Annotated in this window: 15 protein-coding genes; 14 read left to right on the top strand and 1 reads right to left on the bottom strand. The window is 60.8% G+C overall.

The window, feature by feature from the left end; all coding sequences use genetic code 11:
• The first annotated feature begins 2 nt into the window (after window positions 1-2).
• From fliJ to flhB, 13 genes are all read left to right on the top strand, one after another.
• Window positions 3-452, top strand: coding sequence for a flagellar export protein FliJ (gene fliJ, locus L6D81_RS20105; RefSeq protein WP_039765596.1), 450 nt, complete (start codon window positions 3-5; stop codon window positions 450-452).
• Window positions 453-553: 101 nt separating this feature from the next.
• Window positions 554-853, top strand: a complete 300-nt coding sequence (locus L6D81_RS20100; protein ID WP_011333053.1) for an STAS domain-containing protein — start codon at window positions 554-556, stop codon at window positions 851-853.
• Between the two features lie 5 nt (window positions 854-858).
• The gene (locus L6D81_RS20095; RefSeq protein ID WP_236181619.1) at window positions 859-2,562 is read left to right on the top strand and encodes an ATP-binding SpoIIE family protein phosphatase; all 1,704 of its coding nucleotides are present in this window, start codon (window positions 859-861) and stop codon (window positions 2,560-2,562) included.
• 30 nt (window positions 2,563-2,592) lie between these two features.
• Entirely contained in the window at window positions 2,593-2,940 is a 348-nt protein-coding gene (locus L6D81_RS20090; RefSeq protein ID WP_236181618.1) for an Hpt domain-containing protein, read from the top strand.
• A 104-nt stretch (window positions 2,941-3,044) separates the two neighbouring features.
• Window positions 3,045-4,406, top strand: coding sequence for a flagellar hook-length control protein FliK (locus L6D81_RS20085; RefSeq protein WP_236181617.1), 1,362 nt, complete (start codon window positions 3,045-3,047; stop codon window positions 4,404-4,406).
• 211 nt (window positions 4,407-4,617) lie between these two features.
• Entirely contained in the window at window positions 4,618-5,121 is a 504-nt protein-coding gene (gene fliL, locus L6D81_RS20080; RefSeq protein WP_236181616.1) for a flagellar basal body-associated protein FliL, read from the top strand.
• A 9-nt stretch (window positions 5,122-5,130) separates the two neighbouring features.
• Entirely contained in the window at window positions 5,131-6,099 is a 969-nt protein-coding gene (gene fliM / locus L6D81_RS20075; RefSeq protein ID WP_003222890.1) for a flagellar motor switch protein FliM, read from the top strand.
• Window positions 6,100-6,156: 57 nt separating this feature from the next.
• Window positions 6,157-6,615 carry a flagellar motor switch protein FliN gene (fliN, locus tag L6D81_RS20070; protein WP_007951948.1) on the top strand — a complete coding sequence of 153 codons (459 nt, stop codon included), beginning with the start codon at window positions 6,157-6,159 and terminating at the stop codon, window positions 6,613-6,615.
• On the top strand, window positions 6,616-7,074 hold the full coding sequence (fliO, locus tag L6D81_RS20065) for a flagellar biosynthetic protein FliO (protein WP_074687540.1): 459 nt from the start codon (window positions 6,616-6,618) through the stop codon (window positions 7,072-7,074).
• Window positions 7,074-7,832 carry a flagellar type III secretion system pore protein FliP gene (gene fliP / locus L6D81_RS20060; protein WP_236181615.1) on the top strand — a complete coding sequence of 253 codons (759 nt, stop codon included), beginning with the start codon at window positions 7,074-7,076 and terminating at the stop codon, window positions 7,830-7,832. Before fliO ends, fliP begins: the two co-directional genes overlap by 1 nt.
• Window positions 7,829-8,098, top strand: coding sequence for a flagellar biosynthesis protein FliQ (fliQ, locus tag L6D81_RS20055; protein WP_236181614.1), 270 nt, complete (start codon window positions 7,829-7,831; stop codon window positions 8,096-8,098). Before fliP ends, fliQ begins: the two co-directional genes overlap by 4 nt.
• Before the next feature lie 3 nt (window positions 8,099-8,101).
• Window positions 8,102-8,887 (top strand): flagellar biosynthetic protein FliR, encoded by a 786-nt coding sequence (fliR, locus tag L6D81_RS20050; protein WP_236181613.1) that lies wholly within the window; start codon window positions 8,102-8,104, stop codon window positions 8,885-8,887.
• A gap of 3 nt (window positions 8,888-8,890) precedes the next feature.
• Complete coding sequence (gene flhB / locus L6D81_RS20045) at window positions 8,891-10,030, top strand: flagellar biosynthesis protein FlhB (protein ID WP_236181612.1); 1,140 nt, start codon at window positions 8,891-8,893, stop codon at window positions 10,028-10,030.
• 129 nt (window positions 10,031-10,159) lie between these two features.
• Here flhB and L6D81_RS20040 read toward each other — a convergent pair whose 3' ends face one another.
• Window positions 10,160-10,534: a DUF6124 family protein gene (locus L6D81_RS20040; protein ID WP_236181611.1), complete on the bottom strand. Its 375-nt coding sequence runs from the start codon at window positions 10,532-10,534 to the stop codon at window positions 10,160-10,162.
• Window positions 10,535-11,060: 526 nt separating this feature from the next.
• On the opposite strand from L6D81_RS20040, the gene L6D81_RS20035 reads away from it, so the two are divergent.
• Window positions 11,061-11,729 (top strand): hypothetical protein, encoded by a 669-nt coding sequence (locus L6D81_RS20035; protein ID WP_236181610.1) that lies wholly within the window; start codon window positions 11,061-11,063, stop codon window positions 11,727-11,729.
• The last annotated feature ends 161 nt before the right edge of the window (window positions 11,730-11,890 follow it).

Genomic DNA, 11,890 nt, shown 5'->3' with positions numbered 1-11,890 from the left:
TCATGGCCCTGAGTCGAGCCGCGCGCCTGGCGCCGGTGGTGGACATGGCCGAGAAGGCCGAAAAAACCGCCGTGCAGCGCCTGGGTTACTTTCAGGGGCAGGTGAAAGTGGCCGAAAGCAAACTCGCCGACCTCAACGCCTTTCGTCTGGATTATTCGCAGCAGTGGATCGTGCGCGGCAGCACCGGCGTGACCGGTCAGTGGCTGCTGGGTTTTCAGGGCTTCCTGGCGCAACTTGACACTGCCGTCGATCAGCAGCGCCAGAGCCTGCAATGGCACCAGAACAACCTGGACAAGGCTCGCGATGCCTGGCAGCAGGCGTTTGCCCGGGTCGAAGGTTTGCGCAAACTTGTCCAGCGCTACCGCGACGAGGCCCAGCGTGCCGAAGACAAGCGCGAACAGAAGCTGCTGGACGAATTGTCCCAGCGTTTGCCGCGTCACGAGGTGTTTTGACGAGCCGATCTCTGACAGCTCCCGACGCCATCGCGCCTTGCCCATGGCCCCGGCAGGTGCTAAACCTTGTACAAGTTCGTCAATGACAAGGAAGCCAGTAAATGTCAGTCGTTACAGAAGTGTCCGCGGACAAGAAAAAGCTGACGATTTCGGTCAAGGGGCGATTCGATTTCGCCAAGCATCAGGAATTTCGCCAATCCTACGAAAAAGAGCAGCCCGAATCGGTGATTGTCGACCTCAAGGAGGCGACCTATCTCGACAGTTCGGCGCTCGGCATGCTGCTTCTGCTGCGTGATCATGTCGGCGGTGACGATTCGGAAATCCGCGTGGTCAACAGCAGTTCCGACGTGAAGAAAATCCTCGCCATCTCCAACTTCGACAAACTGTTCGACATCAGTTGACGGCCATGCAGCCGCAAGAGCCGCTGACGATCCTGATCGCCGAAGACAGCGCCGCCGACCGGCTGCTGTTGTCGACCATCGTCCGTCGCCAGGGGCACGAGGTGCTGACGGCCACCCACGGTGCGGAGGCGGTCGAGACATTCATCCGGCAAAAGCCGCATCTGGTGCTGATGGACGCCATGATGCCGGTGATGGACGGGTTCGAAGCCGCACGGCAGATCAAGAGGCTGGCGGGTGAGAATCTGGTGCCGATCATCTTCCTCACCTCGCTGACGGAAAGTGAAGCGCTGGCCCGTTGCCTTGAGGCCGGCGGTGACGACTTTCTGGCGAAGCCGTACAACCAGGTGATCCTCGCCGCCAAAATCAAGGCGATGGATCGCTTGCGGCGTTTGCAGGCCACGGTTCTTCAGCAGCGCGACCTGATCGCCAAACACCACGACTATCTGCTCAACGAGCAGCGGGTCGCCAAGGCCGTGTTCGACAAGGTCGCGCATTCCGGGTGCCTGAGCGCGCCGAACATCCGTTACCTGCAATCACCCTATGCGCTGTTCAACGGCGATCTGCTGTTGGCTGCGTACACCCCGGCCGGCGACATGCACGTGTTGCTCGGTGACTTCACCGGTCATGGATTGCCCGCGGCGGTCGGCGCGATGCCGCTGGCCGAGGTGTTTTACGGCATGACTGCCAAGGGTTACGGCCTGGCCGAGACCCTGCGGGAAATGAACGCCAAGCTCAAGCGCATCCTGCCGGTGGACATGTTCTGCTGCGCGACGCTGTTGTGCCTGAGTTTTCAGCGGCGCTCGGTGGAAGTCTGGAATGGCGGCATGCCCGACGGCTATCTGCATTGCCTCGCCACGGGCACGCGCACACCGCTGGCGGCCCGTCACCTGCCGTTGGGGGTGCTCAGCCCGCAGGACTTCGATGACCGCACCGAGGTTCACCCGATGGCAGTGGGCGATCGGGTGTTCCTGCTTTCGGACGGGGTCATCGACACCTGCGATGCCAACGATCAGTTGTTCGGTGTCGAGCGTTTGCACAAGGTGTTCGCCGCCAATCGCCAGCCGGATCGGCTGTTCGAGGACATCGAACAGGCGCTGCAGGACTTTCGCGGGGAGGCCCGGGACGATGTGAGCATGGTCGAGGTCAGCCTGCTGGAGGCCGAGCAGATCCATCCGTCGGCACCGGTGTATTCCGACAGCGGCCAGTCCTGCCCGCTGGACTGGTCGGTGAGCTTCGAATTTCGCGGTGCCACGCTCAAGCGTTTCAATCCGTTGCCTTACCTGTTGCAGTTGCTGCTGGAAGTACATGGATTGCGGGCGCAGAGTGGCGCACTGTACAGCGTGCTGGCCGAGCTTTATTCCAACGCGCTGGAGCATGGCGTGCTGGGGCTGGATTCGAGCCTCAAGCGCGATGCGCCAGGTTTCGCCCGTTATTATGAGCAGCGCAATGCGCGCCTCGAGGCCTTGCAGGACGGTTTCGTGCGCGTGCATTTGCAGGTGCGGCCGGAAGGCGAGGGCGGTTGTCTGGTGGTGCAAGTCGAGGACAGCGGCCAGGGATTTGACGTCTCGCGCGTGATGCAACGGCCGCTTGACGAAGTCCGTCTGTCGGGACGCGGTGTCAGTCTGATCCGGCAGTTGGGCAGAAATGCCAGCTGGTCGGACGATGGGCGCAGTGCCCGCGTGGAGTTTTTCTGGGAGGCTCTGGCATAATCCGCGCATTCTTGATCAAGGAGTGAACAAGTGGCTGATACACATGTGGACCACGAGGCGCTGAGCGCGCTGCGGGAAGTGATGGAAGACAGCTATCCGGAACTGCTGGATACCTTTCTTGCCGATTCCGAAAATCGCCTGCGGGAGTTGCAGCAGACTGCCGATGCCGACGCATTGTCCTCCGTTGCGCACAGCTTCAAGGGCAGCAGCAGCAATATGGGTGCGACCCGTCTTGCCGTGCTGTGCCAGGAGCTGGAGCAGCACGCCAAAGACAAAAGTCCTTCTGAGATCATCAAACTGGTCGCCGATATTCACAGCGAATTTGCCGATGTGCGGCCCGTTTATGTCGCCGAGCGGCAGCGCTCGCTGATGCACTGATCCTGCCGCCGGGCGGCTTTGTCGAAGTTCTGACGAAACTGGCCCGGCACTTGCAGTTATCTATCCCAACTGTACCTACGATCCAGTGCAGCGGAGACCGTGCCATGCCTGCAAGCCCCAACATTCTTCTTCAGACCGCCGCCCAGGCCAAGGCGCAAGCCGCCTCTGCCAAATCATCGGCAGTGGCCGCAGAGCCCGGGGACAAGGCCTCCAGCTTCGCTCAGGTGTTCGCCGATCAAGGCCCGAACAAGCCTTCGGTGACCGTCGACAATTCGGCAAAACCTTCCCGTGACAAGGTCGCCGACAACGGCGGCAAGAAAGACCTCGGCAAGGATCAGTCTGCCGCCCCGGCGCCGGCGGTTGCCGATAGCGGCAAAGCCTTGCCCGCCGACAAACCGGCGACGGCGGCAACGGACGGCAAGACCACTGCCGATGACGAAACGGCTGAAACGGCGCCGGCTCCCGTTGCCGATACGGCGCCGGTGGATCCGGCACTGGTGGCGGCGGTGCAGCCCGTCGTCACGGCACCGGTGGTAGTCACGCCGGTCGTCGAGACCGCTGCGCAACCTGAAACCGACAAACCTGCCGTGGCGGCATTGCCGGGTATGGTCAAGGATCCGGCGCCGGCCACCGATCCGGCTTTCGACCCCGAAGCGGATCCGCTGGATTCGCTTCCCGCCGTACGCATGGCCATGGAGCAGAGTGGCCACATTTCTGCTTCCAGCCAGTCCCAGCCCAAGGCCACCTCGGCCCAGGCTCAGGCTGACGGCGAATTGACCTCGGCGCAGAACTTCGCTGCCGGCATGGCCAGCATGCTCGATGTGCAGGCTGACAAGGACAGCACCAGTCAGGGCGGCGAAAAGGCGTTCAGCGGTCTGATCGATGACGGCCTGAAAGACCTGAAGACCGCCACCAGCGACACCCGCGTGGATGATTTTGCCAACCGTCTGGCGGCGCTGACCCAGGCTGCCACGCCGAAAACCGCCAACGCGGTGCCGGTGAACCAGCCGATTGCCATGCACCAGAACGGCTGGACCGAAGAAGTGGTCAACCGGGTCATGTACCTGTCGAGCAACAACCTGAAGGCCGCTGACATCCAGTTGCAGCCAGCGGAACTTGGGCGTCTGGATATCCGGGTGAACATGGTGCCGGACCAGCAGACCCAGGTGACCTTCATGAGCGCGCATCCGAGCGTGCGTGAAGCCCTCGACGGTCAGATGCACCGCCTGCGCGACATGTTCAACCAGCAAGGCATGGGTCAGGTCGACGTCAACGTTTCCGATCAGAACCGTGGCTGGCAGGGCCAAGGTCAGGAGCAGGCGCAACAGGGGCAGAGCGGTCGCACCAGCGCTGCCGGCGGTCGCCTGGATTCGGCTGAAGAAGAGTTGACGCCGGCAGCCGTGGCTGAAGCCGCCGCGCAAACCACTAGCGTGATCGGCAGCAGCGCCGTCGACTACTACGCCTGACACGACGCTGTACTCCTGTGGGAGCGGGCTTGCTCGCGAAATCGGTAAGACAAACAACACATCTGTTGAATGTTGAACCGCATTCGCGAGCAAGCCCGCTCCCACATTGCTTTGCGGTGCGCCCGATTTCTCCCTCCGACACTTCTGGCATAACACTTGCTCTTGCCTTGCCGTGCGACTGTGAAAACCCGATTAGTGACGGATTATTGGCATGGCGAAGAGCGAAGCTGCAGCAGTAAAAGACCCCGCAACCAAAGGCAAACTCAAGCTGATCATCGTGATCGTGCTGGGTCTGTTGCTGGCGATCGGCACGTCCGTGGGGGCGACCTGGTTCTTCATGCACAGTGCCCAGAGCAAGCCTGCGGCGGCCGCCGACGCGGCCCCGGTCGGCAAGCAACCGGCGATTTTCGAGCCGATGGCACCGGCCTTCGTGGCCAACTACAACCAGAACGGCCGTCAGCGCTACATGCAGGTGAGCATCACCATGCTGGCGCGCAATCAGGCTGATCTGGAAGCGCTCAAAGTGCACATGCCGGTGATCCGCAACAACCTGGTGATGCTCTTCTCCGGTCAGGATTTCGCCACGCTGGCGACCCCGGTCGGTCAAGAGATGTTGCGCCAGAAGGCCACGGCCAGCGTCCAGGAAGTGGCGCAGAAAGAGCTGGGCAAAGTGGTGATCGAACAGTTGCTTTTCACTAATTTCGTACTGCAGTAGGAACACGACATGGCCGTGCAGGATCTGCTGTCCCAGGATGAAATCGACGCGCTGTTGCATGGCGTCGACGATGGTCTGGTACAGACCGATAACGCTGCCGAACCCGGCAGTGTCAAAAGCTACGACCTGACCAGCCAGGATCGCATCGTCCGCGGACGCATGCCGACTCTGGAAATGATCAACGAGCGTTTTGCCCGCTACACCCGCATCAGCATGTTCAACATGCTGCGCCGCTCGGCGGACGTTGCCGTCGGTGGCGTACAGGTGATGAAGTTCGGCGAATACGTGCACTCGCTGTACGTGCCGACCAGCCTCAACCTGGTCAAGATCAAACCCCTGCGTGGCACCGCGCTGTTCATCCTCGACGCCAAACTGGTGTTCAAACTGGTGGACAACTTCTTCGGCGGCGACGGCCGTCACGCCAAGATCGAAGGGCGTGAATTCACCCCGACCGAACTGCGCGTGGTGCGCATGGTGCTGGAACAGGCGTTCGTCGACCTGAAAGAAGCCTGGCAGGCGATCATGGAAGTCAACTTCGAGTACATCAACTCGGAAGTGAACCCGGCCATGGCCAACATCGTCGGCCCGAGCGAAGCGATCGTGGTCTCCACGTTCCACATCGAACTCGACGGCGGTGGCGGCGATCTGCACGTGACCATGCCGTACTCGATGATCGAGCCAGTGCGCGAAATGCTCGACGCCGGTTTCCAGTCGGACCTCGACGACCAGGACGAGCGCTGGGTCAACGCCCTGCGTCAGGACGTGCTCGACGTCGACGTGCCGATCGGTGCCACCGTGGCCCGCCGCCAGTTGAAGCTGCGCGACATCCTGCACATGCAGCCGGGTGACGTGATCCCGGTCGAGATGCCGGAAGACATGATCATGCGCGCCAACGGCGTGCCGGCCTTCAAGGTCAAGATGGGCTCGCACAAAGGCAACCTCGCGTTGCAAGTGATCGAGCCGATCGAGCGCCGCTGAAGCGGCGCCCTCATTCCCTGATTTTTTTACCGGTTTTTTGCCCGCCGAGGACAAATGATGAACGACGATATGAACACCCAGGACGATCAGGCACTGGCCGATGAATGGGCTGCCGCCCTGGAAGAAACCGGTGAAGCCGGGCAGGCCGACATCGACGCGCTGCTGGCCGCCGATGCCGGTGCTTCGAGCTCCAACCGTCTGCCGATGGAAGAGTTCGGCAGTGTGCCGAAGAACAACGATCCGGTGACCCTCGACGGTCCGAACCTGGACGTGATTCTCGATATCCCGGTGTCGATCTCGATGGAAGTGGGCAGCACCGACATCAACATCCGCAACCTGCTGCAACTCAACCAGGGTTCGGTGATCGAGCTTGATCGTCTGGCCGGCGAGCCGCTGGACGTGCTGGTCAACGGCACCCTGATCGCTCACGGTGAAGTGGTCGTGGTCAACGAAAAGTTCGGCATCCGTCTGACTGACGTGATCAGCCCGAGCGAACGCATCAAGAAGCTGCGCTGAGTGAAAAAGCTTCTGGGTGCTTTGTTCGGCCTGGCACTGGCGTTGCCGTTCAGCGTGCTGGCGGCCGAGCCGGTGGCGACCACCGCAGCCGCTGCTGCGCCGGCCGTCAACAGCGGCGTGGCCGGACAGCTGACTCAGTTGGTGCTGGGGCTGTTGCTGGTGCTGGGGCTGATCTTCTTCCTCGCCTGGCTGTTGCGCCGGGTGCAGCAGGCAGGTCCCGCCGGCAAGGGCCAGGTGATCGAGTTGATCGGTTCCCGCGCGCTCGGGCCGCGTGACCGTCTGATGCTGGTGCAGGTCGGCAACGAGCAGATCCTGCTCGGCCTCAGCCCCGGAACCATCACTGCGCTGCACGTGCTCAAAGAGCCGGTCGAGGTGCCGAGCACCGCCGACAAAGCGACTCCGGAATTTGCCCAGCATCTGTTGAAGATCCTCGGCAAGGATCAGAAGGATAAGAAGTAATGGGTGCGTTGCGCATCGTCTTGACCCTGGCGTTGATGTTGGCGGCGCCGCTGGCATTCGCCGCCGATCCGTTGTCGATCCCGGCGATCACCCTGGGCACCAACGCCGAGGGCGCGCAGGAATATTCGGTCAGCCTGCAGATTCTGCTGATCATGACGGCGCTGAGCTTCATTCCGGCCGCCGTCATTCTGATGACCAGTTTCACCCGGATCATCATCGTCTTCTCGATCCTGCGTCAGGCCCTGGGCCTGCAGCAGACGCCGTCGAACCAGATCCTCACCGGCATGGCGCTGTTCCTGACGCTGTTCATCATGGCGCCGGTGTTCGACCGCGTGAACAACGATGCCTTGCAGCCCTATCTCGCGGAAACGCTGACCGCCCAGCAGGCGGTGGAAAAGGCGCAGGTGCCGATCAAGGACTTCATGCTCGCCCAGACCCGTTCCAGCGATCTGGAGCTGTTCATGCGCCTGTCCAAGCGCACCGACATCGCGACTCCGGATGCTGCGCCGCTGACGATTCTGGTGCCGGCGTTCGTGACGTCTGAACTGAAGACCGCGTTCCAGATCGGCTTCATGATCTTCATCCCGTTCCTGATCATCGACCTGGTGGTCGCGAGCGTGCTGATGGCGATGGGCATGATGATGCTGTCGCCGCTGATCATTTCCCTGCCGTTCAAAATCATGCTGTTCGTGCTGGTGGATGGCTGGGCGCTGATCATTGGCACCCTGGCCAGCAGTTTCGGAGGTGTATCGCCATGACGCCAGAAGTAGCGGTCGACATCTTCCGCGAGGCCCTGTGGCTGACCACCATGATGGTGGCGATCCTGGTGGTCCCGAGCCTTTTGGTGGGTCTGCTGGTGTCGATGTTCCAGGCCGCCACCCAGATCAACGAACAGACCCTGAGTTTCCTGCCGCGTCTGCTGGTGATGCTGGTAACGCTGATCGTCGTCGGCCCGTGGCTGGTGCAGACGTTCATGGAATACATCACCCAGTTGTACAAAAACATTCCGATGGTCATCGGCTAAGCCATGCAATCGCTGCTTCAGCTGACCGACACCCAGATCAGTACCTGGGTGGCGACGTTCATGCTGCCGCTGTTTCGCATCGCCTCGATGTTGATGGTGATGCCGGTCTTCGGAACCACGCTGGTGCCCCGGCGGATCCGTCTGTACTTCGCCTTTGCGATCACCGTGGTGATCACGCCCAACCTGCCGCCGATGCCGGCGGTCAGCCCTCTGGATCTCAGCGGTCTGCTGCTGATTGCCGAACAGATTCTGGTTGGCGCGGTGCTGGGCTTCTCACTGCAATTGTTCTTTCAGGCTTTCGTGGTGGCCGGGCAGATTGTCGCGATCCAGATGGGCATGGGCTTCGCGTCGATGATCGACCCTACCAACGGCGTGTCGGTGGCGGTGATCGGGCAGTTCTTCACGATGCTGGTGACCTTGCTGTTCCTGTCGATGAACGGGCATCTGGTGGTCTTCGAAGTGCTCACCGAAAGCTTCACCACGCTGCCGGTCGGCGGCGGGCTGATGACCACGCATTACTGGGAGTTGGCCGGCAAACTCGGCTGGGTGCTGGGCGCCGCGTTATTGCTGGTGCTGCCGGCGGTCACTGCGCTGCTGGTGGTCAACATCGCCTTTGGCGTGATGACTCGCGCCGCACCGCAACTCAACATCTTCTCCATCGGTTTCCCGCTGACCCTGGTGCTGGGCCTGTTCATTGTCTGGGTCGGGCTGGCGGACATTCTCAATCAGTATCAACCGCTGGCCACCGAGGCCTTGCAGTTTTTACGCGAACTGGCAAAGGCGCGCTGAGTCATGGCTGAAAGCGAAAGCGGTCAGGACAAAACAGAAGACCCCACGGAGAAGCGCAAGAAGGACTCCCGGGAAAAGGGTGAGATTGCGCGCTCCAAGGAACTCAATACCCTGGCGGTCATGATGGCCGGTGCGGGTGCGCTGTTGGTTTTTGGCGGGATGCTGGCGCAGGAGTTGATGGACCTGATGCGCCAGAACTTCACACTGTCGCGGGAAGTGATCATGGACGAGCGCTCCATGGCCACGTTCCTGATGAACTCCGGGTTGCAGGCATTGCTGGCGATTCAGCCGATCATGATCACCTTGTTGCTGGCCGCTTTCCTCGGGCCGATTGCGCTGGGTGGCTGGTTGTTCGCCGCCGGCTCGCTGGCCCCGAAATTCAGCCGGATGAACCCGGCGGCGGGCCTCAAGCGGATGTTCTCGATGAAGGCTGTGATCGAGCTGCTCAAGGCGCTGGCCAAGTTTCTCATCACCTTGGGCGTGGCGCTGGTGGTGCTCAATGCGGACATCGACGACCTGCTGCGCATCGCCCACGAACCGCTGGACCGGGCGATCATTCACAGCCTGCAACTGGTGGGCTGGAGCTCTTTGTGGCTGGCGTGCGGTTTGATCATCATCGCGGCTGTCGACGTGCCCGTGCAGATCTGGGAAAGCATCAAAAAGCTCAAGATGACCAAGCAGGAAGTGCGCGACGAGCACAAGGATCAGGAAGGTCGGCCGGAGGTCAAGCAGCGCATTCGCCAGCTCCAGCGCGAGATGTCGCAGCGGCGGATGATGGCGGCGATTCCGGATGCCGACGTGGTCATCACCAACCCGACCCACTACGCCGTGGCACTCAAGTACGACGCGGAGAAGGGCGGGGCGCCGATGCTGCTGGCCAAGGGCAGCGACTTCCTGGCGCTGAAGATCCGCGAAATCGCCGTGGCCAACAACGTCATGCTCCTCGAATCGCCAGCGCTGGCGCGTTCGATCTATTACTCCACGGAACTGGAAGAAGAAATCCCCGGCGGCCTGTACCTGGCGGTCGCCCAGGTCCTGGCCTACGTCTACCAGATCCGCCAGCACCGCGCAGGCAAGGGCAAGTTCCCGGAACCGCTCAAGGATGATTTGCCGATTCCGCCGGATCTGCGGCGCGATTCCTGATGCTGATGAAACAAAAAAACCGCCATCTGGTGATACCCGGTGGCGGTTTTTTCAGGCCTGATGAAATGTGTTGGCTGTGAGGCCGCTTTCGCGAGCAGGCGTCAACCGCCACGACACATCTCTCAGCCCTTATGTGGAAGTTTGCGACGGCGGTATTTCCAGATTATCCAGCACCCGATTCGCTGCCAGCTCGCCGAGCATGATCAGTTGCCCAATGCCGATCAGCGTCCTGCGCTGCGGGGCGGGCATGAGGTGGGCGAAGTCATTGACGATGGCTCTGGCCGAAGCGAGGGTTTCGCAGGCATCGGCCAGCAGCTCTTCGTTTTTGAAGTCCGCGGTGACGGCATACATTCTGCGGGTCTTGCGCGGTGGTGGGGTGGAGCCGGGCGGGCAGAGATAGTGATCGAGGGCGCGGTCGGCGGCTTCGTGAAGCTTTCTGGAATCGAGGGATTCGTAGGGCGAGGCGGGGTCGGTTACGGGTGGGTTGGGTGTGGGTTTGATCATGGTGAAGCTCCTTTGGGGTGAAGCCGCCAAGTCCAGTCGCTAAACAGGAAGGGTGGCGGCTGTACGCAGGTTAGCGAACCGGTCAAAGGCACCCGGTAGACCGCAAGGGTCTCCCGCATACAGCCACCATAACGAAATTGCAGACATACAGATCCGCAACGAAGCCTGGAACGCTGGTGCACCTTTAATTCGAACCGAGTCGCTAAACCCGATCGCTGATTCGTCAGCGACCGATCCACAATAGAACCCGACCCCAAGGCGCACAAGCCGGCGGATTCTGGCGTAGCTGTAGGCAACGGCGCAAGGAATCGTAGCCTCGAAGGCGTGTCTGAAGGTGTCTTTTAAACACCGCAGTTTAAGGAGCGCTTGGTGCCGCCGGTCTGAAAAGTCCCTCCACCTGTTAGTTCTGACAGTAGACGCGTGTTGTTCCCTGGCGCCTCATAAACCCGGAATTCACGCCGTTGCCTATTCGCACTCTGCGAACGCAGTGGTTGATAACTCATTCACTGGAAATCCGGGGTAGATCATGACAAGGCGCGTTTACCGAAAACTGCCGGGCATGGAGATGGAGTTCGTTTCAGGGAAGCTGGAAAGGGACGCAGGCGAGCGGACCATCTTCTATGAGGTGACGTTCGACCTGAAGCTGGACTTTCTCAACTTTCTGGTCATGGCCAATCAGTTCATTCCGAATTATCTGGATAAGCCCATCAATGCGATTCGGCCTGAACTGGCCGGGTTTGCGTATCACTACTCCTACAACTACTTCTTTGATGCGGCCGGTAATATCAGCGATAACCCGTCGTTGTTCGCTCTCTTCACCCACCCTGGTTATTACATGGACCAGTGGGCGAGTGATGGCGGGCCCGTAGAGCGACGATATGGAAAACCCTCGTTCACGGTGGTCGGCAACCAATTGCGCATCACGACGCGGCAGTACTTTCGACTGGATGCGGGCGCGCCTCCGATCGAAATCAGTGATCTGCCATTCATGCGTTTCGAATGGGCCTTGAACCTGATGGAAGGTCATGTGAAGTCCGCTGATGTCGCGCCTGTCACCATGGTGGTACTGATGTATACGGAGGAGGACGTTGTCGATGTCGGTGGTCACAGCGTGTTCAGGGGTACGCGCTATCTGGATAATGCGGCCCTCTCTTTCGGTCCGATCACTTCGGCGCACATTCTGGTAGCCAGTTGACTATCGGGGTTTCTTCTCGTTGAACGTCGCTGAATAGGGGCGGGCGCACGACGTGCGTGCCGCCCCTTTGTGCATTCATCACCCCCTCTGTTTCACGCCTTGGCAAAAGTTGGAAGGCTTCTTGCAATAGCCGCCCTGCGCCCGCTCTGGGCGTCAAAAGT

This window comes from Pseudomonas sputi, from assembly GCF_021603585.1.
GTDB lineage: Bacteria > Pseudomonadota > Gammaproteobacteria > Pseudomonadales > Pseudomonadaceae > Aquipseudomonas > Aquipseudomonas sputi.
Note: the sequence above shows the minus strand (reverse complement) of the source record. Positions and strands in the feature narration are given on the sequence as shown.

Coding starts and splice junctions, on each gene's coding strand:
- fliJ (WP_039765596.1), top strand. CDS start 3: ATGGCCCTGAGTCGAGCCGCGCGCCTGGCGCCGGTGGTGGACATGGCC.
- L6D81_RS20100 (WP_011333053.1), top strand. CDS start 554: ATGTCAGTCGTTACAGAAGTGTCCGCGGACAAGAAAAAGCTGACGATT.
- L6D81_RS20095 (WP_236181619.1), top strand. CDS start 859: ATGCAGCCGCAAGAGCCGCTGACGATCCTGATCGCCGAAGACAGCGCC.
- L6D81_RS20085 (WP_236181617.1), top strand. CDS start 3,045: ATGCCTGCAAGCCCCAACATTCTTCTTCAGACCGCCGCCCAGGCCAAG.
- fliL (WP_236181616.1), top strand. CDS start 4,618: ATGGCGAAGAGCGAAGCTGCAGCAGTAAAAGACCCCGCAACCAAAGGC.
- fliM (WP_003222890.1), top strand. CDS start 5,131: ATGGCCGTGCAGGATCTGCTGTCCCAGGATGAAATCGACGCGCTGTTG.
- fliN (WP_007951948.1), top strand. CDS start 6,157: ATGAACGACGATATGAACACCCAGGACGATCAGGCACTGGCCGATGAA.
- fliP (WP_236181615.1), top strand. CDS start 7,074: ATGGGTGCGTTGCGCATCGTCTTGACCCTGGCGTTGATGTTGGCGGCG.
- fliQ (WP_236181614.1), top strand. CDS start 7,829: ATGACGCCAGAAGTAGCGGTCGACATCTTCCGCGAGGCCCTGTGGCTG.
- fliR (WP_236181613.1), top strand. CDS start 8,102: ATGCAATCGCTGCTTCAGCTGACCGACACCCAGATCAGTACCTGGGTG.
- flhB (WP_236181612.1), top strand. CDS start 8,891: ATGGCTGAAAGCGAAAGCGGTCAGGACAAAACAGAAGACCCCACGGAG.
- L6D81_RS20040 (WP_236181611.1), bottom strand. CDS start 10,534: ATGATCAAACCCACACCCAACCCACCCGTAACCGACCCCGCCTCGCCC.
- L6D81_RS20035 (WP_236181610.1), top strand. CDS start 11,061: ATGACAAGGCGCGTTTACCGAAAACTGCCGGGCATGGAGATGGAGTTC.